Consider the following 20,027-nt stretch of genomic DNA (forward strand, 5'->3'; position numbering starts at 1 on the left):
TCCTCTTATTTCCACATTTGAATGATTTGTAAAATTTTTGGTACAAATAGAATTAGTCCTACTAGCACTGCGAAACCGGCTGTTAATAAAACAGCTCCTGCGGCCATGTCTTTAACCTTTTTTCCGATTGGATGAAAGTGAAAATCCGTAAACATATCTACGACATTTTCAAAAATTGTGTTGATAATTTCTGCCAACCAGACAAGAAAAACGGCCAATAACAACCACAGCCATTCAGCAAGTGTTAAAGAAAACAAGAAACCAAACACAATGGCCGTGACGCCAAACGCTACATGTTTGCGCATATTACGTTCTTCTCGAAAAACTGTTTTGATTCCTTGCCAGGCAAATTCTAATGAATTAATAAAATGTTTATTTTTTCCTGTTTGCTCATCTTTTAAGGCCATACGCATCTAAAATCTCTTTCTGTAAACCAAACATTTCTTTTTCATCTTCAGGTTCCATATGATCGTACCCATTCAAATGTAAAAAGCCATGTACTGCCAAAAAGCCCATTTCTCGCTCCAATGTGTGCCCATATTCAACTGCTTGTTCTGCTGCTCGCTCTGTTGAAATAATTAAATCACCTAGATTCCGTGGTAGCTCTGCCAACTCTTCATCATCAAAAATAATTGGCAATTCGTCTTCCCCTTCATCCTCTAAAGCAAAACTGATGACATCTGTAGGCATATCTTTGCCCCGATAGTCACGATTAATCACTTGGATACCTGCGTTATCTGTAAAAGTCACCGACATCTCCGTATCTTCGGCAATTTCTAGAAAACCCGCTGCAAATTGCAGCAAGTTTTCGATTTCTTTGATTTCTTCTGTTGGTACTTTCTCGGTTTCATCAATGAAAGTAATATCCATTAGTCATCTCTCTTTTCTTGTTCATCTTTCATTTCTTCTGCTTCAGCTTTCATTTTTGGATACTTAATCCGTGAATGGAAGGTACTGCATAATCCATTAATTAATGATTTTTCAATGATGCGAATCTCTTTCATCGTTAACCCGCATTCATCTAATTGGCCATCTGAAATTCTATCTTGAATCACATTATGCACAAAGGCTTGAATTTTTTCGTTGGTGGGATGATCCATCGCCCGCACAGCAGCCTCACAAGTATCAGCAATACTCACAATCCCTGCTTCTCGTGTTTGCGGACGTGGTCCAGGATAACGGAAGTCTGATTCTTTAATTTCAGGATTGCGTTCTTTTGCTTTCACATAGAAAAATTTCATCAATGTTGTGCCATGATGTTGACGACAAATGTCAATCACCATTTGCGGCATATTGTACTCTTCTAAAATTTTGGCGCCATCAATTACGTGGCCAAAAATAATTTGTTTACTATCTTCTGGTAATAAAAAGTTATGTGGATTTTCTGCACCAGCAGGTAAGTTTTCCACAAAGAAATTGGCGTGTTTAATTTTGCCAATGTCATGGTAATAACAAGCAACTCGTGTTAATAGCGACCGCCCGCCAATCTCAGCAACAGCGTTAGCGCTCAAACTAGCCACCATCATGCTATGATGATAGGTACCTGGCGCTTCTTCTAACAGTTGTTTTAACAACGGATGGTTCGGATTACTTAATTCATTCAAGACAATCATACTATCATCGGTCACTAATAATTCGATATATGGATGCAAGCCCATTGTTGCTAAAAATGAAAGTACCGTTCCTGCACTTGCACAAATTAAAGCTGTCCACGTTTTACCATCTGTTAAACTCATCCCTTGATAAATCATTAAGACAACCGCCATGAAAACAGGAAAGACCACTACCCACATTAAAGCTGGGAAAACTTGCTCACTCATCCGTTTCCGTTTAACAACTGTTGCTAGAAATCCTGAGAATAAGTACATAATCAGAATAACCGTCAACGAGTTTGTGCCAATAGAATTATAAAAGATAAATAACGCAAAAACGACTTGGAAAATGGCAGCGATTATCCCTGAACGACGATTCACAAAATGATTTAGAATTAGCGGTGCAAAGGCTGCTGGATAGAACAAGGGAATATACATCAACTGCTCTGTTTGGAAAATCTGGAAGAATTTCATTAAAATAACACTGATTAGCATAGCACCCGTGTAAAAGATAATAAACGAGCGTTGTCGCGAAGGCTCAGTCACTTGTTTTGTAAAGAAAATCAACACTTCAACTTGAAGTAAAATAGCCAATGCTAATGCCACCATCGGAAAAATAGAGGTATTTTGACTAGTCATTCCTAGTAGCTCAAGTTTTTCGACCGCTTTTGCATCAATTTGAGTACCTTCACGAACAATAATTTCGCCTTGATAAATCATTGCGGGTTGAACAGCATTCATCGCTTTTTGGCGTAGCTCTTCTGTTCGTTTTTCATTGGCAATATCGTTTACCACAATCCCTTGGTTAACAATGTAACGAATGACTTGTTGCATGGTACTCGTAATGTCTAAGTATTGAATTTTACCGTTAGCTTCTTGGCGAATTTTATCCAAATCAGATTCTCGAACGTGATTTTGCATCGCATCATCCACCAACATCAAACTTTCTGAACGAACCTTATCTAATTGCTCAGAGGTTAATGTAAAGATTGTTTGATAAAAAACATTAGGAAAACTTTGATAAAACGTAACTTCATCTTGCGGTAAAGATTCAAACAATGATTTTAAGCTAGCTACTCGTTCTTCCACGGTCGGCGCAGGAATCGTTTCTTCCTTTTTGGCCTTCGCTTGCTTGTTGCTGTACTCTTTGTCTACTTTTTCATTCGCAGAATCAATCAATTTAAATAATTTATCAATACGATTATGTTGGACAGATGCCGTATCTTCTTGATAAATATATTCGGGTGTGACAGCTTCTGCTGCCAATTTTTTTCTTTGTTCTGTTTCGTAGGTATTCTCGATATTTTTATTTGCACGAATGGTTTTCTCGGCCAGTTGACCTTCTTTAATTTCTACTCTTTTCTGATGGACGCTGCCAAACATAATCATAAATAAAAGAAGAGAAAAAACGGCTAATAAAATAGGTAAATAGGCTTTACCTAAACGATCCCCTAACTTTGTAAGTACTTTTTTCAAAAGGCACTTTCACTCCTTCCCTAACTGCTTAGGAATGCTTTTGTTGTTCTTTTTCATAGGCTTGAATAATTTGTGCTACAACAGGATGACGCACAACGTCACTGGCTTCAAAATTTACAAAGGCAATTTTTTCAATGTCTTTTAACGTACGCTCGGCGTTAACTAAACCACTTGTTACACCACGTGGCAAGTCAATCTGACTAGTATCTCCATTAACAATCATTTTTGAACTAAACCCTAAACGAGTTAAAAACATTTTCATTTGGGCAACCGTGGTATTTTGTGCTTCATCTAGAATGACAAAAGCATCATCCAATGTACGACCACGCATATAAGCAAGCGGGGCAATTTCAATAACGCCGCGTTCCATTAAACGATTTGTATGATCCATACCAAAAATTTGATACAAGGCATCGTAAACTGGACGTAAATAAGGATCGACTTTTTCTTTTAAGTCACCTGGTAAAAAGCCCAAGCTTTCGCCAGCTTCCACCGCTGGACGAGTTAAAATAATTTTTTGTACTTCGCCTTTTTTTAAGGCTGCTACTGCCATCACCACGGCTAAAAAGGTTTTTCCTGTCCCCGCAGGTCCCACCCCGAAAATGACGTCATGAGTTTTAACTGCATCGATATATTTTTTTTGACCAACATTCTTAATTCGGATGGCCCGACCATGATGGTCCTTCATAATTTCTTCTTCATACATGGCAATAAACGCCTCTAAATTTCCAGCTTTGGCCATTTTTAAAGCAGAAACGACATCTGGCGTATGCACTTTGATGCCTCGTTGAATTAATGTTTGTAGCGCTCTTAACACGGAAGCGACTAACTCTACCTCTGATGATTCGCCAATTAACTGAATAACTTCGCCACGACTATTAATCGTTACGTGAGTATTCTCTTCTAAAAATTTGATATGTTTATCATGTGTTCCTAAAAGCATGTGTGCATCATCAGAATCAGTAAGTATTAATTCCAAAGATTTTGACTGATTATCTGTCAAAAAACGTCCATCTCCTTTATTATATAGTCCTTTACAATGATACCACATTCTTATCTGTTTAAAAAGAAGTCGTACCTGATTTGACTTTGAAAGTCAAAAAAGAGAAAACCGTAAAAAGCTACCGGTTTTCTCTTTTCATAAAAAAAACTAGGACAGTATCCTGTCCTAGTTTCGATAACGCTCTTAGTTTTCTTGTAATAATTCTTTCACAATTGCGTTAACTTGGTTGCCATCGGCTTTGCCTTTGACTTTCGGCATCATAGCGCCCATCACTTTACCAAAATCTTTTGGTGAAGTGGCGCCAGTTTGCGTCATTACCTCTTGAACTAGTTGACGAATTTCTTCCTCCGTTAGTTGTTGAGGCATATATTTTTCAACAATTGCTATTTCAACTTTTACTTTTTCAACAAGATCGTCGCGTCCCGCCTTTTCAAACTCTGATAAAGAATCTTTTCTCTGTTTCATCTCACGAGACAATACAGTGAGTTCTTCTTCTCCGTTCAATTCACGGCCCGCTTTAATCTGATCATTTTGAATGGCAGTCTTTAACATACGAAGTACGGCTAAAGTTTCTTTGTCTTTAGCTTTCATCGCTGTTTTAATGTCGTCATTCAATGTGGTTAGCAATGACATACCACCAACTCCAATTCATTCAAAACTAGAATTTTTTACGTTTTCTAGCTGCTTCAGATTTTTTCTTACGCTTTACACTTGGTTTTTCGTAGAATTCACGTTTACGTGATTCTTGTAAAGTACCCGCTTTTGAAACGGAACGTTTGAAGCGACGAAGAGCATCATCAAGAGATTCGTTTTTACGAACGACTGTTTTTGACATGTTATTCCCTCCCTCCGAGCTTAAAAAGTAACCGTTTTTCTTATTTGTGGGAAAAACCCACAAATTAAAATACTGTCCTTGTTATATTATAGCTAAAGCATAAATAACCGTCAACCACTCTACTGATAAAATACGAAATTTTTGTTTGATTTTTCGTCTTATTCGCTATTTTTCGCAACAATCGGCACAACGACCAAGTATTTCAAAGCGATGTCCTTCAATTGAACAACCTTTTAACTGTTCTTCAAAAAAATTCATCGGACACATGTGAATTTCTTCCGTTTTGCCACAAACCGTACAAATAAAGTGATGATGATGTTCCACCTCTTGGCAACAACGGAAGCGAAACTTTTGCTCGCCATTTAATTCTGTTTTTTCCAGCAATTCTAAGCGCTCAAAGTCATGCAAGTTACGATAAACCGTATCATAACTGACTCCTTTAAAGGTTTCATTCATAAATTCATATACTTCACGTGCAGAAACATACCGATTTCGCTTAATCAAATAGCTCATCAGTAATTCTCGTTTTTTAGTATATTTTAATCCACTGGCTTTCATGGTTTCTAAGGCTTGTTCAATATTGGTTTTTACTGGTGCCATCGCCATTTCCTCCCTTACCAACCTAAATCAGAATCATTACGAAATAGATTCTGGACTTATGGTATAATAAAATTATTAAAAATGCAAGAAAGGACTTACCCTCTATGACTATTTCTGAAGAAAAAAAATGTGTGACGATTTTTGTCATCTCAGATTCTGCTGGCGAGACCGCTTCAAAATTGGCGGCTGCTTCAATGGCCCAGTACCCCACTGTTGATTTTACTTTGATTAGACGAACATTCGTTAAAGACGAAGATAAACTGGTGCAAGCGTTAGAAGATGCCAAAAAAGCAGAGGCCATGGTACTGCATACTATTATTAATGATCATCTCGTGGCGATTGCTAATCAATTTTTCAATGAGCATCAATTGTTCCATTTTGACATTTTGACACCACCAGTTGCGGAAATCGAACGATTAACAGGTGTCGCACCCATGCGAGAACCTGGTGCCTTACATCATCTGAATGAAAATTATTTTAAACGAATTGAAGCAATGGAATTTGCTGTCAAATATGACGATGGCAAGGACCCACGAGGCTTTTTAGAAGCGGATGTGTTACTTCTTGGCGTTTCCCGAACTTCTAAAACACCGCTAAGTCTCTTTTTAGCCAACAAGAACTTAAAAGTTGCTAATTTGCCACTAATTCCTGAAGCACATTTACCGAAACAATTATTCGAAATGGACCCTAAAAAAATTGTTGGCTTAACCAATGATCCCAATGTTTTAAACGGGATTCGTAAAGAACGAATGCGCGCATATGGATTGCCTGAAAATACTTCTTATTCAGATATTGAAAAAATTCGGCGAGAACTGGCTTTTGCTAATGATCTTTATCAAAAATTAGGTTGTATCGTTATTGATGTCGCTTCTCTTTCAATTGAAGAAACTGCCTCAATGATTCTTAATGCTTTGAACTTAGAAGATCATAGCTATTATTCCACGGAAACATCCGAGGATTAAAAAAAACGAGAAAAAATCACTAGTGATTTTTTCTCGTTTTTTTTAAAAGACTTGAACGCCTTCTTGATCAATATTGAAAATTTGGATGCTCGCTTTGGTAGATAATTTCTCCAAACTTTGAACAATTTCGTTGGTTCGTTCTTCTGGCGACAAGATTAGCACAGTAGGTCCAGCACCGCTTAAGAAAGAGCCATAAGCACCTTTTTGCTGAGTTAAACGACGAATTTCTTTTAAATGAGGAACCAATGAACGACGATACGTTTCATGCCATTTATCTTGTTCCATCATTTTGCCTGCTAAAGGTAAATCCCCGTTTAAAATTGCGGCAATCATAACATTGGCAATTGAGCTGGCCGCGACCGCTTCTTTATAAGTCAATTTTTCGGGCAAAACAGCGCGACTTTTTTCGGTAAATAACGGTTTCTCTGGAATAAATGCAATGACATCACACATTGGAAAGTGATGTTTGACATGGTAGACTTGGTTTTCTACATGGCTAGCCACCACGAAATCTCCTAAAATAGCTGGGGCCACATTATCCGGATGCCCTTCCATCTCTGTGGCCAAACGAACTTTTTCTTTAGGGGACAAATTTAAATGTGCTAGTCGGTTAGCTAATTCAATGCCTGCTACAATCACACTTGAGCTACTGCCTAGTCCTCTTGCAAGGGGAATGTCAGAAACCATCCGAATAACTTTTGGTGTTAATTCTGGTGCAATTTTCAATGCCGTTTGAATTAATAAATTCTCTTCATTAGTAGGAATCTCTTCTCCCAAAGTATGTTGAATTTCCCAAAATTCACTTTCACCTAAAACGTTGATTGTTAAATAAGCGGATAATGCAATGCCACATGAATCAAAGCCAGGTCCTAAGTTGGCACTAGTGGCAGGTACTCTTATTTTCATAGTGTTGCGACTCCTTTTCGTAAGTGCAGACGCATTTCTTCCACGTCACTCATTTTTGAAATAGCTACTTCTGTCTCCATTGCTGTATCAGGATCTTTCAGTCCGTTACCAGTAAAGACTGCCACGACGGTTTCACCTGCTTTGATTTTACCGCTTTTAACATGTTGAATAACTCCAGCTAATGAAGCTGCCGAACCAGGTTCAATGAAAACCCCATCTTGAGCAGCAATTTTTCGGTAAGCCGTTAAAATTTCTTGATCTGTCACGGCATCAATGAAACCACCGGATTCATCCCGTGCCTGTTCTGCTAGTTGCCAACTAGCAGGATTTCCAATCCGGATCGCTGTTGCCACGGTTTCAGGTTGCTCAATCACTTGGCCTTTCACGATTGCTGCGGCACCTTCTGCTTCAAAACCATGCATTCTTGGTAAAGTTGTTCCTTGTTTTTCATGCCATTCTTTAAAGCCTTTCCAGTAAGCGGAAATATTGCCGGCATTTCCAACTGGAATCGCTAAGACATCGGGCGCTTGACCTAATTGTTCACAAACTTCAAAAGCTGCTGTCTTTTGCCCTTCTAAGCGATAAGGATTCACTGAATTAACTAGCGCAACTGCCTCAGTTTTCGCAATCTCTCGCACCGCTTTTAATGCTTCATCAAAGTTACCTGGAATCGAAATAATGTCCGCCCCATACATAATAGCTTGCGCCAATTTTCCCAGTGCGATTTTTCCTTCTGGAATCACTACATACGCTTTAATGCCTGCTCTTGTGGCATACGCAGCAGCGGCGGCACTAGTATTTCCTGTAGAAGCACAAACAATCGCTTTGGCACCTTCTTCTACCGCTTTTGCTACAGCCATCACCATCCCGCGATCTTTGAATGAGCCGGTGGGATTTAATCCTTCGTATTTTCCATATAATTGAATACCTAATTCTTTGGATAAATTAGGTAAAGGAATCAGTGGCGTATTTCCTTCGGCTAAAGAAATCATTGGTGTTTTTTCTGTTACGGGCAAATACGCTTGATACTGTTTTAACAAACCTTCATACATGTTTACTCATCTCCTATAACCTTCATTACATTCAATAACTGAAAGGCTTCCGTATTTTGAATAGCTGTCACAACTTGTTGCATTTGTGCTTTTGATATCTGGTGTGTAATGGCAACAATTCTTGCTCGCTGTCCATCTGATTTCTGTTGAACTAATTGATCAAAGCTGACTTCTGCTTTAGTCATTAATTGCGTCAACTGCAAAAATTGTCCTGGTGTATCTGGAACATCTAATGAAAAATAGTACTGCCCAAATACATTTTCGGAACTCGTCAATTGGGTTTTATGTTGATACGAATTGAACATATGGCCAGTCGTTGCCAAGCGAATGTTTTTAGCAATCGTAATTAAATCACTGACCACACTGGTTGCTGTCGGTTTAGCGCCAGCTCCTGGACCGTAATACATTGATTCCCCCACGCCTGCACTTTTTATAAATACTGCATTGTACTCATTCCGAACAGATGCAATAGGATGCTTTTGATTGACTAGCATAGGCGCCACTTCCACCGAGATACTATTCTCATTTTGTTCAGCAGAGCCAATCAATTTGATTTCATACCCCAGTTGTTTAGCCATGGCGACATCATCTAAAGACAATCCGCGAATTCCACGAATATCAACTTGTGGTAATGAAACATTCATCCCAAAAGCAAATTGACTTAAAATAACCATTTTATAGGCTGCGTCAATTCCATCGACATCATTTGTCGGATCCGCTTCAGCAAAGCCCAACGCTTGCGCTTCTGCTAAAGCTTCTTCATAACTTTTATCAGCAGAAACCATTTGCGTAAGCATATAATTCGTCGTACCGTTCACAATCCCTAAAACTTGTTGAATATTGTCTGCCGCTAAGCTATTAGCAATTGTTCTTAAAATTGGAATCCCGCCAGCAACACTTGCTTCATAATATAAATCACAATGATGTTTTTGGGCTAACGCTACTAATTCACTCCCATGTTGCGCCAGTAAATCTTTATTGGCAGTCACAATATGTTTGCCCTTTTCTAAAGCTTTCATGATATACGTTTTGGCTGGTTCAATGGTTCCCATTAATTCCACAACGATTTGAATCTCTTTATCTTCTAAAATATCATCAATTGAAGTTGTTAAAGACAGACCGTATTCTTCCGCTTGCGCTTGTTTCGTTTCAAGATTTCGGACAAATGCTTTTTCAATGACTACATTCATTCCTGTCACTTGTGAAATTTTCTCTTGATGTTCTTTCAAGAGAGTTAAAACGCCAGTGCCTACAGTCCCTAATCCTAGTAACCCGATCTTTAAGGTATCCTTCATTTTTACCTCCATCAACAGCGCTATTCTAGTTACGCTATTTTTTCCTACTTTTTATCGATGTTCAATATGCTCAAAGGTCTGATTTAAAATATCTATTACATGATGATCATCCAATGTATAAAAAATCGTTTTTCCTTCGCGACGTGCCTTGACAACACGGCTATCTCTTAATAATTTTAGTTGATGAGAAACGGCGGACTGTTCCATTCCCAATTGTTCACTAATCGCCGTTACATTATGCTCGCCTTCTTTTAAAAGTAGCAAAATTCTTAAACGTGTTGGATCACTTAATACTTTATATAATTGACTTACTTGTTTGATTTCTTCCATTTGTTTCATTATAGTCGCCTCACTTTGCACTCATTATAACACAGAGTTTTTTAAAATAAGAACTGCGATTGTTCTTTCCTACGAAAAATATGGCACAAAGAAAGTTGGAAAAATGACAAACTTGTCGATTTTCCAACTTTCTTCATCTATTCGTGGTTGGCTTGCTGAACTGCATCCATCACGGCATAACGGAAGCCATTTTTTTCTAGAGCTACGACACCGCGAATCGTACTTCCTCCTGGAGAAGTCACTTCATCTTTCAATGCTCCTGGATGTTTTTTCGTGTCTAAGGCTAAGGTCGCCGTTCCTTTTATCATTTGAGCGACAATTTCATAAGATAAGTCTCTTGGTAACCCTTCTAAGACTGCTGCATCTCCCAATGCTTCCATAAAGATATCAACAAAAGCTGGACTACAACCAGCCACAGTACCAAAAGTTTCCAGTTGCGCTTCACGAATTTCTTTGACTAACCCTAAAGTAGCAAGAAGTTCCATTACCAGGTCCTTCGTTTGGCCTTCAATTGTTGGTGCCAAGGCTACGCCAATCACGCCCTGATTCACGCTAACTGGTGTATTAGGAATGGCATGAACAACTTTGGCTTCTTTATTGCCAAGAGCCATTTGTGCTTCTTGTATGGTATGACCTGTTGCAACAGAAATCAATAAACTTTCGTTGGAAAAATGAGGGGCTAATTCCTGAAGGACAGGTAACACGACCTTTGCTCCTGTCGCAATAAAAATAACCTTACATTCTTGGAAAAGTGCATAATCTGTGACAAGTTGAAAGCCCCACTCTTTTTGAAGTGCTTCTGCTGTTCCACTTGAGCCGCCTTTCACATATAAATGTTCCTTCTTGACTGCCTCAGCTTTCAGTAACCCTTTAATCATGGCACCGCCCATACTGCCAGCACCGATAAAGCCAATTTTCATAGCATTCCCTCCTTAGTTAAATAAAGTGTTTGCGCCAAAAGTCAATTGACTTTTGACACAAACACTAACATTCGTACTTTTTTCCGTACAGCCTGTTTCGTTTATTTTATTTTGTTAATTCATTAACGACTGCTTCAAACGCAGCAATTTTTTCAGAAGCTTCTGAACTACTTGTTGCTTTTGTTGCTAGATAGAATTTAATTTTTGGTTCTGTTCCTGATGGTCGGATAGCAATCCAACTGCCATCTTCTAAATGATATTTCAACACATCAGAAGGAGGCGTTTGTAATTGTTCTGTTTGACCATCTGCAAAAGTGCGTGTTAATTCTTTAAAATCTTCCGTTTGAGCAACTTGAATCCCGGCAAACTCAGTTGGCGCTTGTTCACGACATTTTGCCATTAAAGCTTTGATTTTACCGCTTCCTTCAATTCCGCTCATTGTTACGGAAATAGTTTTTTCTTCAAAGTAACCAAATTCTTCAAAGATATCTTGTAAGCCATCGTATAATGTTTTTCCTTGTTTTTTATAGAAAGCCGCTACTTCTGCTAATAAAACTAACGCTTGAATTGCATCTTTATCACGAACAAAAGGTTTCACTAAGTAACCATAACTTTCTTCAAAACCAAACATAAACGTTTGACTGTGGTCTTCTTCGTATTGTTGAATTTTTTCAGCAATAAATTTGAAACCTGTTAAAACATTAAACATCTTCGTATTATATTTCTCAGCAATCGCTGTAGCAAGTTCACTAGAAACGATTGATTTTAGAACCGCAGCATTTTGAGGCAACGTGCCTGCTTGTTGATGGGCTTCTAAAATATAATGAATCATAATTGAACCTAATTGATTTCCTGTTAATACTTGGTAGTCTCCGTTTGGCATCCGCACAGCAGCACCTAAACGATCAGCATCTGGATCTGTTGCAATCAATAAATCAGCGCCTTCTTTTTCCCCTAAACGAATCGCGTATTCAAAAGCTGAATGTTCTTCAGGGTTTGGTGACTTAACTGTAGTAAAGTCAGGATCAGCAACGGCTTGCTCAGGTACTAAAACAAATTTTTCAAAACCGGCTTGTTTTAATGCCTTTTCTCCTAACATTTTCCCAGTTCCATGTAAGGGAGTGTAAACTAATTTTAATTCTTTACCCATTTCGTTAATTAATTCTTGATTAATCGTAACTGTTTTAATTTCTTTCAAATACGCGTTATCGACTTCTTCACCAACAATGTTAATTAAACCGCTGTGGGCAACTTCTTCATCTGATAAGACATCAATTTTCAAAGGATTTTCGATACTACGAACATATTTAGTTAATGCATCTGCATCAGCTGGCGGCATTTGACCACCGTCTTCACCATAGACTTTGTAGCCATTATAGGCAGCTGGATTGTGAGAAGCCGTAATCATGATTCCCGCAAAAGCTTTAAAGTAGCGGACCGCAAAAGATAATTCTGGTGTTGGTCGTAAGCTTTCAAACACAAAAGAAGGAATATCATGTTTAGCTAATGTTTTAGCTGCTTCCATTGCAAATTCTGGAGACATATGACGTGAATCATAGGCAATAGCTACACCGCGACGTTTTGTTTCAGGATCTTGCGTATCCATAAAACGTGCAAGTCCTTCTGTTGCTTGACGAACCGTAAAGATATTCATCCGATTAATACCGGCGCCTAAAATCCCGCGCATCCCGGCAGTCCCAAATTCTAATGGTGCGTAAAATGCATCTTCACATTTTTCAGGGTCTGTATTTAAGTCCTTTAATTCATTTTTTAAATTTTCTGGAATATTTTCTTCATTTAACCATTGTTGGTAAACTTGTTCCCAAGACATGGAAAACACCTCATTTGTTTTTTTGTTTTTACTTTTTAAGTATAGCATTGGATATTCGTTTAGAAAAGGGAAGTTGTAGCGTTTTCTCTCAGCAAATGATTTTTATAAGTAAAATCTTACTTACTGTTCTATTTTTGTTTGTCTATTTTCAGAAAGCTGTCGTGTAATCCGTACCATTCGCTCACAAAAAAGAGGAATTTCTTCTGGTGAAATTCGGGAACAGTTCAAGCGAATACTTCCACGTTTTTCACTAAAAGCTACACTCGGTGCTACCAAAACACCTTCTCGTAAAAACACTTGCCAATCTTCTGGCTTAAGTGCCCCTTGACGCCAATGTGCCCATAAATAAAAGCCGCCTTTTACTGGCGAAACTTCCCATTCTGGCAACGATTTAAATACTTGATATACAGCTGTTGCTCGTTGTTCCACTTGTTTATTTAATAACGTAATTTTTTCAGAAAAAGAAGGATCTTCAATCGCCATTTTAGCGAGCATCTGCGGAAAAATACTCAACGAAACATCCATCATTTTTCTGGCTTCTGCAATTTGTTTCGTCACGGAGGTAGGCGCACTTAACCAACCAATTTTCGTGGTCGAACCTAAAATTTTTGACAACGAACCGATATACAAGACATTATCTGGATCTAATTTTTTTAAAGGAGGAATTTCTGTTTTCGGGATAAAACTTAGCTGCCCAAAAACATCATCTTCTAAAATAGGAACTTGATACGTTTGACAAACTTTCACGAGCTGTTCTCTTTTTCTTAAAGGCATCACTGTCCCAGTCGGATTTTGAAAGGAAGGATTAACCATAACCATTTTGATGCGATGTTGTCGGATTGTTTGTTCTAGCGCTTCAAGATCAATCCCTTCCTCTGTCATGGGCACACCAAATAAGCGCACACCAGCAGCTTGGAAAATTGGTAAGGCATAGAAGAAAGATGGATCTTCTACGGCAACACTATCTCCTTGTCTCAATAAAACTTGCAAAACTAAAAAAAGTGCTTGTTGCGCACCTGAAGTAAGCAATAAACTTTCACTTGGTAAATGAAGCTGATATTCCGTTGCTGTAATGGCTTGGATTTCTTTTCTTAACGGCAAATAACCTAATTCATCTTGTGCTTCCTCTTTTAAAAATTGTTTCCAATTTAATGCTGGAAAATCGAAACTGGGAATTAAGTCTAACGGCAACTCGCCTGTATACATATCTAAGTCAGTCGGCAAATTTTGTTTAGCACGTAACTCAATCTCTGCCACCAAGGGATGAACTTGTTTGAACACATTTTGTTCTAAATAACGATGCCAATCCGTTCGTGGCGTCATCATTACCCCCCATTTTCCTTCGTTGACAATCGTTCCGCTCCCTCTTTTTCGCACAATCCAGCCTAAGTCCACCAGTTCGTCTAATGCATGAACAACGGTTGAACGATTGACAGACAAGTACTCTGCCAGTTTACGTTCTGAAGGGATTTTTTCGCCTGGTAATAATTCGCCTGTTTGAATCTTTTGAACAATCATTTCCATAATACTGCGATAAATGGGAACATTTTGTTCTTTTTTAAGTTGCCACATAGCAATCACCTCAACAATTGGATGAGTTAAAAGTAATCCAGTTTAATGCTTTTGTCAATCGAAAATACAAGAAAAGTGAGACAGCCGTTTTGACGAATGTCCCACTTTTCTGTTTTACTATTAACAGGTTTGTCTCAATGTTTGTGTAAAAATGCTTGGATGGTGTTATAAAAGATTCCTGCGAACATAAAGATTAACCAACTAAACCGCCAATCCCCTAAAACAAAACTAATAAATAGATAGAGTGCAACAACTAAGGGCCAATAAACGGATGCAATAATTGCACCGACAGGATTTCCCACAGGTCCTTCCTCTGTTTTTGTTTGTTGAGGGGCAAAATCAGGATGACCAACATGTTCTGAATAAAAATAAGTTTCATTTAACAATTTATTAAAACTTCCTTTAATTACTCCACCAAATATAAACAAGAAGACGCCAACCGATACTAAAAAGAAGAGCCAACTAATCCCCATCGTTCCATTATAATATTGTCCGCCCATCATTTGATGCATGGAACGGCGCATCATCAGATGAAGGCCACTACTAAAGACAACAACTGGGATTAAACCCAAAATACAAAAAACTACGCCCGCTGCCATACAAAAAATAAATGATCGTTGAAAACTTTGTTCTCTTTGTGCAACTTCTTTTTTTAACTTAATCGGAATCAATCGTTGCCCCAGCTGTTTGTCCATTGCAACAAAACGATTACCAGCAACAATAAATAATGGAACGCCGATTGCCACACCTATGAAAAGACAAACTAAACCAAGACCGTTAGAAAGAACACCACGCATACCAACCAGCAAGCCAACACCCACCATGATTGCAACAACACCAAGACCAATTTGAATAGCACCTTTACGTTGGACAGCTAAATAGTCAAGTCCTTCCTCCACTGAAATTTCTGGCAAACCGTTCATTGAATCGTTTGTTTCATCCACTTGTTTATTTTCTAAATTCAATTCTTCCATTAATTCATCAATAGTACCAAATTCAGAAATAATTGTACCAATTGCTTCATTTTCCGATTTTCCTTGGCTGAGCAAATCTTCATAACGATCCTCAGCATTTGCTAATAAGTCCGCCTTTAATTGTTTTGTTTCAGGTGTTTCAACAACGCCTGAAAATAAGCTATCAATAAATTCTTCTATAATTTTCATTTTCCCATCTCCTTTACAAATGCTTCGACGACGTCTTTTGTTACTTCCCATTCTAGTAACTTTTCCTCTAAATAACACTCTCCTGCATGGGTTATTTGATAATAGGTCCGCTTTTTGCCATGCGTTATTTCTCCTGGAAATGATTCAATGTAGCCATTTTTCTCTAAACGTGTAAAAGCAGAATAAAGTGTCGTTTCTTTAATCGAATATTGTTCTTTAGAAATTTCACGAATGCGTTTAGAAATCGCATAACCATATGAAGCGCCGGATTGTAAGATTGAGAGAATAAAGGTATCGTTGTATCCTCGAATTGCATCACTACCAATCACATAAATTCCTCCCTCAAGTACTTCAACTATCGTACTACGTCTGTCGTTGTAATTATCTTAACACGATTACTACGATAGGTAAAGTAAAAAAAGCACGTAATGCAGAAATCATTTTAATTTCTGCACTACGTGCTGTCTTCTTTTCAGTCTATAGTTGAATGTTAAATGGTATCACCATTAAAAATAGAATTTTTTACAATCACATAATCAACTTTACGAATCGCTTCTAAATCACGACCTCCCGCGTATGAAATGGAAGATTGTAAATCTTGTTGCATTTCGACTAAAGTATCTGCCAACTTCCCTTTATGGCGTAACCAGATTTTTTTGCCTTCAACGTTTTTCTTTTCGCCTTTTTGGAATTCAGAGGCGCTACCAAAGTATTCTTTGTAAACAACACCATCTTCCACTTTGGTTTCACCTGGTGATTCTTCATGTCCAGCAAATAATGAACCAATCATGACCATAGTTGCCCCAAAACGCACAGATTTTGCAATGTCTCCATGGGTCCGAATTCCACCATCTGCAATAATTGGTTTCCGAGCAGCTTTGGCACACCAACGTAAAGCCGCTAACTGCCAGCCACCTGTCCCAAAGCCAGTCTTAATTTTAGTAATACATACTTTTCCTGGTCCAATCCCCACTTTGGTGGCATCGGCTCCAGCGTTTTCTAATTCGCGAACGGCTTCTGGCGTTCCAACATTGCCCGCAATAACGAACGTTTCTGGTAAAAATTTTTTCAAGTGTTGAATCATATTAATCACCGCATTTGAATGACCATGGGCGATATCAATTGTCACGTAGTCAGGAACTAAACCTTCTCGGGCTAACGTTTCAACAAAAGCGTATTCCCCTTCTTTCACACCCACACTAATTGACGTGATTAAGCCCTTTTGTTGCATTTTTTTAATAAATGGCACTCGCGCCTCTTCATCAAACCGATGCATGATATAAAAATAACCATTTTCAGCAAGGGTTTCCGCAATCGTTTTATCAATAATTGTTTGCATGTTCGCTGGAACGACAGGCATTTTAAACGAATGTTTTCCTAAAGTTACTGTAGTATCACATTCAGAACGACTATTCACGATACATTTATTGGGAATTAATTGGACATCTTCATAATCAAAAACTTTCATACTTACTGCCTCCTAGTTATTTACAAAAATAACGTAAAAACCGAACATTCGGTCATTTAACGTTCGTGTTTACAAACACCATTGTTAATTTACACTATTTACCGCCACTTGTCAAAGGCGTTTTAACGAAAATTAATCTTTTTACCCTTCTTGAACGTTTGGTAAAATGGCCTGCAATAAAATAGCAACAATTGAGGCAGTTGCCACGGGTGAACTAAATAAATATTGTAAAAATTGTGGTAGAGTTTCCAAAAACTCTTTTGGTAACAATGTCAACGCTAATGTCATAATAATCGGAACGGCAATTACATACATCTCTTTTTCATGAATTGTTACATCACTCATGACTTTCATTCCACTTACAGAAATGATGCCACAAACAACCACAAAAACACCGCCGATAACTGGTGCCGGAATGGCCGAAATCAAGGTGGAAAGTTTTCCAGATAAGCCAAATAAGACAAACCACGCACCTGCAGCCACAAAAACCTTGCGACTAGCAACTCCAGTGATTGAAATAATCCCAGCATTTGTAGAGTAACTAGTTACTGGCGTGCCGCCAATAAATGAAGAAACTAAGCAACCTAAGCCTTCACCAATTACGCCACGATTAATTTTTTCTTCGGTCAAAGGTTCAGCAACAACATGACTCACAGCAAACCAAGTGCCTGTTGTTTCCGCCATTAAAACCAGATAAATAACTAACATCGTGGCAATGGCTGACCAATCAAATTGGAAAGAAAAGTTAATTAATGGTAACTGAGGCAAACTAAACCAAGCCGCTTCACTAACGGCCGATAAATCAAGTACCCCTAATAATTGTGCCGCGATGCTCCCAAATAATAATGCCAAAATGACAGAAGAAACGCGGAAAATCCGCCCTTTTTTCAAAGCAGAACCTAAGAGTGCAAAGAAAATCAACGTACCCGCTGCTATAAATGCTAATAAAATATTTTGTCCTAATTCCCCTTTTGCGTGGTAAATATTATCCGATAAAGCGACTGGCATTAACGAAAGCCCCACCACAAAAATAATTGTTCCTCCCACAATTGGTGGAACAAATTTAGTGATTAAACGATTAAAGATACCAGTAAATCCTAATATAATAACAACAATTGCCCCCACTAAACTAGCACCTAAAACTGCGCCCCAGCCATTTCCTTGTTGGTTATTGGCAAAATAAATTCCTGCAATTGCCCCGATTGGAATAAATGAAGGGCCTTGCGCAACTGGTAATCTCATACAAAAATGAGATTGAATAATCGTGGCAAGTCCTGCTGCTATGAATGTTGCTTGGATTAAAGAAGACGTTTGTGCTGTGCTAATCCCAATAATTGAAGCAATGATCACAGGCACGACGTACACGTCCATTGCTAAGACATGCTGAATCCCTAACATAGTGGCCTGCCCAAAAGATACTGAATCTTCTGGCCCCACTGTTAAATGAAGATTATTTTGTTTCTTTTCACTCATTTTTTATACTCCTTTAGTTGCTGACATTAAATTTTTATCATGTACTTTTTCACCTTGTACCCAGACTTCTCGAATATTTTCTGGTCGTGCTAAATATAAGATTTTTTGGAAAATATCAAGCAATGATTCCCCTGGATTTTTAGGGATTCGTGCTTGTGACAAGCTTGTATTAATAATTTGAACATCCCAAGCATACCCTTTTTCTAATTTTCCAATTGGCAAACTTAGCGCTTGGCCACCGCCAGCAGTAGCTAAATAAAACGCTTCATTTACGGTAATCCTTGCTGTTTTGACACCTCGTACTTCTGGTTTTTTTGTAGCATCGACGCCATCTTCTAACATTCTAGAAGAAATAACTGCTTGCTTTAAATTATCAAAAAGACTTGGTGAAAAACCACCTGAAAGATCACTACCTAAACCAACTTCTACTTGATGTTGATGTACTAATTTTGCAATCGGTGTTACTGCATTACCAAAATAAGCATTAGAGATTGGGCAGTGCGCCACAGCCGTCCCTGTTTCATGGAATAAATTCATATCTGCTTCTTCTAAAAAGCCTGCATGTGCCATCACTGCTTTTTCTGTCAATAAACCAAAATCATTCAATGCTTGAGCATCATTTTTTCCAAAACGTTCTTGAACAAATTGATGTTCCCAATCACTCTCACTACAATGACTTTGAACATGGACTTGATATTTCGCTGCTAATTCTCCTAATCCTTTAAGTGCTTCCTCTGTACAACTAGGAATGAAACGCGGAGTTACAACGGGATACACGCCTTGTTTTGTTTGCTGCGCTAATGTTTGAATTTCTTGAATAAACCGTTCCGTTTCTTCTAATGCTTGTTGCGTTGTTTGATCACGATAGTATTCTGGATTCTCATTAAGATCATCCATTACAACTTTACCAATTAAGCCACGCTGCCCTTTTTCCGCACAAATCTCTGCCAAACGACGGCTAGCTTCATAATGAATGGTTGCAAAATAAAGGGCTGTTGTTGTCCCATTAGCTAACAATTGGGTTACCAATTCATCATAGACTTGTTGGGCAAATGCTAAATCTGCAAACTTGGACTCCAAAGGAAACGTGTACGTATTCAGCCATTCATACAATGGAATATCCAAGGCGGTCCCTGATTGTGCCCACTGAGGTGCATGGACATGTAAATCAACAAAGCCGGGTAAAAGATAAGAATCTTGGGGCAATTCTTGAAAACGTTGCGCCTCTTTTTGTTCTGCTAGCACAGTTTCATACGCTTCAGCATCTGGTTCAATTATTTCCTGAATTACTCCGGCCTCATCTATACAAAAAAGTGTTTCTTCATAAACTTTAATCTCTTGCAAATTTTTACTAGAAAAACCTGTTCCTTTTATTACAAAATGAAACATTTAATACTCCTCCTTACTATCACATGAAGATTATACATAAACTTTCGCTTAATAACTATAAAAATGTGATTTTTTTAAAAAAAATACGTGTTAAAACAAGCAAAAACCGAACATTCTAAGAATGATTTATTTTTTCTTTGAATAAACAAGA

General features: G+C 38.2%; 20 protein-coding genes. 1 reads left to right on the forward strand and 19 read right to left on the reverse strand.

Annotated elements, in window-relative coordinates; genetic code table 11:
- Nucleotides 1-5 precede the first annotated feature (5 nt).
- The 7 genes from IGL32_RS09155 to IGL32_RS09185 form a co-directional block, all read right to left on the reverse strand.
- On the reverse strand, nucleotides 6-407 hold the full coding sequence (locus IGL32_RS09155) for a diacylglycerol kinase family protein (RefSeq protein ID WP_002382764.1): 402 nt from the start codon (nucleotides 405-407) through the stop codon (nucleotides 6-8).
- Nucleotides 391-870: an rRNA maturation RNase YbeY gene (ybeY, locus tag IGL32_RS09160; RefSeq protein WP_002356745.1), complete on the reverse strand. Its 480-nt coding sequence runs from the start codon at nucleotides 868-870 to the stop codon at nucleotides 391-393. The genes IGL32_RS09155 and ybeY overlap by 17 nt, the downstream gene beginning before the upstream one ends.
- Nucleotides 870-3,068, reverse strand: coding sequence for an HD family phosphohydrolase (locus IGL32_RS09165; RefSeq protein ID WP_002356744.1), 2,199 nt, complete (start codon nucleotides 3,066-3,068; stop codon nucleotides 870-872). Before IGL32_RS09165 ends, ybeY begins: the two co-directional genes overlap by 1 nt.
- A gap of 28 nt (nucleotides 3,069-3,096) precedes the next feature.
- Entirely contained in the window at nucleotides 3,097-4,011 is a 915-nt protein-coding gene (locus IGL32_RS09170) for a PhoH family protein (protein WP_369810298.1), read from the reverse strand.
- Between the two features lie 243 nt (nucleotides 4,012-4,254).
- Nucleotides 4,255-4,704: a GatB/YqeY domain-containing protein gene (locus IGL32_RS09175; protein ID WP_002356741.1), complete on the reverse strand. Its 450-nt coding sequence runs from the start codon at nucleotides 4,702-4,704 to the stop codon at nucleotides 4,255-4,257.
- 25 nt (nucleotides 4,705-4,729) lie between these two features.
- A complete protein-coding gene (rpsU, locus tag IGL32_RS09180) occupies nucleotides 4,730-4,906 on the reverse strand; it encodes a 30S ribosomal protein S21 (protein ID WP_002356740.1) in 177 nt (58 codons plus the stop codon).
- Between the two features lie 165 nt (nucleotides 4,907-5,071).
- Nucleotides 5,072-5,512, reverse strand: a complete 441-nt coding sequence (locus tag IGL32_RS09185; RefSeq protein WP_002387080.1) for a Fur family transcriptional regulator — start codon at nucleotides 5,510-5,512, stop codon at nucleotides 5,072-5,074.
- 98 nt (nucleotides 5,513-5,610) lie between these two features.
- Between IGL32_RS09185 and IGL32_RS09190 the strand changes: the two genes are divergently transcribed.
- The gene (locus IGL32_RS09190; protein WP_002382760.1) at nucleotides 5,611-6,468 is read left to right on the forward strand and encodes a pyruvate, water dikinase regulatory protein; all 858 of its coding nucleotides are present in this window, start codon (nucleotides 5,611-5,613) and stop codon (nucleotides 6,466-6,468) included.
- 42 nt (nucleotides 6,469-6,510) lie between these two features.
- On the opposite strand, the gene thrB is transcribed toward IGL32_RS09190, so the two are convergent.
- From thrB to guaD, 12 genes are all read right to left on the reverse strand, one after another.
- Nucleotides 6,511-7,374 carry a homoserine kinase gene (gene thrB / locus IGL32_RS09195; RefSeq protein ID WP_002379671.1) on the reverse strand — a complete coding sequence of 288 codons (864 nt, stop codon included), beginning with the start codon at nucleotides 7,372-7,374 and terminating at the stop codon, nucleotides 6,511-6,513.
- Complete coding sequence (gene thrC, locus IGL32_RS09200) at nucleotides 7,371-8,426, reverse strand: threonine synthase (RefSeq protein ID WP_002356733.1); 1,056 nt, start codon at nucleotides 8,424-8,426, stop codon at nucleotides 7,371-7,373. The genes thrB and thrC overlap by 4 nt, the downstream gene beginning before the upstream one ends.
- 2 nt (nucleotides 8,427-8,428) lie before the next feature.
- Entirely contained in the window at nucleotides 8,429-9,721 is a 1,293-nt protein-coding gene (locus tag IGL32_RS09205) for a homoserine dehydrogenase (protein WP_002356731.1), read from the reverse strand.
- A gap of 51 nt (nucleotides 9,722-9,772) precedes the next feature.
- On the reverse strand, nucleotides 9,773-10,081 hold the full coding sequence (locus IGL32_RS09210) for an ArsR/SmtB family transcription factor (RefSeq protein ID WP_002356730.1): 309 nt from the start codon (nucleotides 10,079-10,081) through the stop codon (nucleotides 9,773-9,775).
- Between the two features lie 116 nt (nucleotides 10,082-10,197).
- Nucleotides 10,198-10,980, reverse strand: a complete 783-nt coding sequence (proC, locus tag IGL32_RS09215) for a pyrroline-5-carboxylate reductase (protein ID WP_002362189.1) — start codon at nucleotides 10,978-10,980, stop codon at nucleotides 10,198-10,200.
- Between the two features lie 106 nt (nucleotides 10,981-11,086).
- Nucleotides 11,087-12,811: a phospho-sugar mutase gene (locus IGL32_RS09220; RefSeq protein WP_002356727.1), complete on the reverse strand. Its 1,725-nt coding sequence runs from the start codon at nucleotides 12,809-12,811 to the stop codon at nucleotides 11,087-11,089.
- Nucleotides 12,812-12,931: 120 nt separating this feature from the next.
- A complete protein-coding gene (locus IGL32_RS09225) occupies nucleotides 12,932-14,383 on the reverse strand; it encodes a PLP-dependent aminotransferase family protein (protein ID WP_033917866.1) in 1,452 nt (483 codons plus the stop codon).
- Nucleotides 14,384-14,517: 134 nt separating this feature from the next.
- Nucleotides 14,518-15,546 (reverse strand): permease prefix domain 1-containing protein, encoded by a 1,029-nt coding sequence (locus tag IGL32_RS09230; RefSeq protein WP_002397145.1) that lies wholly within the window; start codon nucleotides 15,544-15,546, stop codon nucleotides 14,518-14,520.
- Complete coding sequence (locus tag IGL32_RS09235; protein ID WP_002397144.1) at nucleotides 15,543-15,875, reverse strand: PadR family transcriptional regulator; 333 nt, start codon at nucleotides 15,873-15,875, stop codon at nucleotides 15,543-15,545. The genes IGL32_RS09230 and IGL32_RS09235 overlap by 4 nt, the downstream gene beginning before the upstream one ends.
- A 161-nt stretch (nucleotides 15,876-16,036) precedes the next feature.
- Nucleotides 16,037-17,014 carry a GMP reductase gene (gene guaC, locus IGL32_RS09240; protein ID WP_002362192.1) on the reverse strand — a complete coding sequence of 326 codons (978 nt, stop codon included), beginning with the start codon at nucleotides 17,012-17,014 and terminating at the stop codon, nucleotides 16,037-16,039.
- A gap of 141 nt (nucleotides 17,015-17,155) precedes the next feature.
- The gene (locus tag IGL32_RS09245; protein WP_156210122.1) at nucleotides 17,156-18,487 is read right to left on the reverse strand and encodes a nucleobase:cation symporter-2 family protein; all 1,332 of its coding nucleotides are present in this window, start codon (nucleotides 18,485-18,487) and stop codon (nucleotides 17,156-17,158) included.
- A gap of 3 nt (nucleotides 18,488-18,490) precedes the next feature.
- Nucleotides 18,491-19,876, reverse strand: coding sequence for a guanine deaminase (gene guaD / locus IGL32_RS09250; protein ID WP_002388316.1), 1,386 nt, complete (start codon nucleotides 19,874-19,876; stop codon nucleotides 18,491-18,493).
- Nucleotides 19,877-20,027: the final 151 nt, after the last annotated feature.

Origin of the sequence: Enterococcus sp. AZ035, from assembly GCF_050548325.1 — a bacterium.
In the GTDB taxonomy this organism is placed as follows: Bacteria; Bacillota; Bacilli; order Lactobacillales; family Enterococcaceae; genus Enterococcus; species Enterococcus faecalis.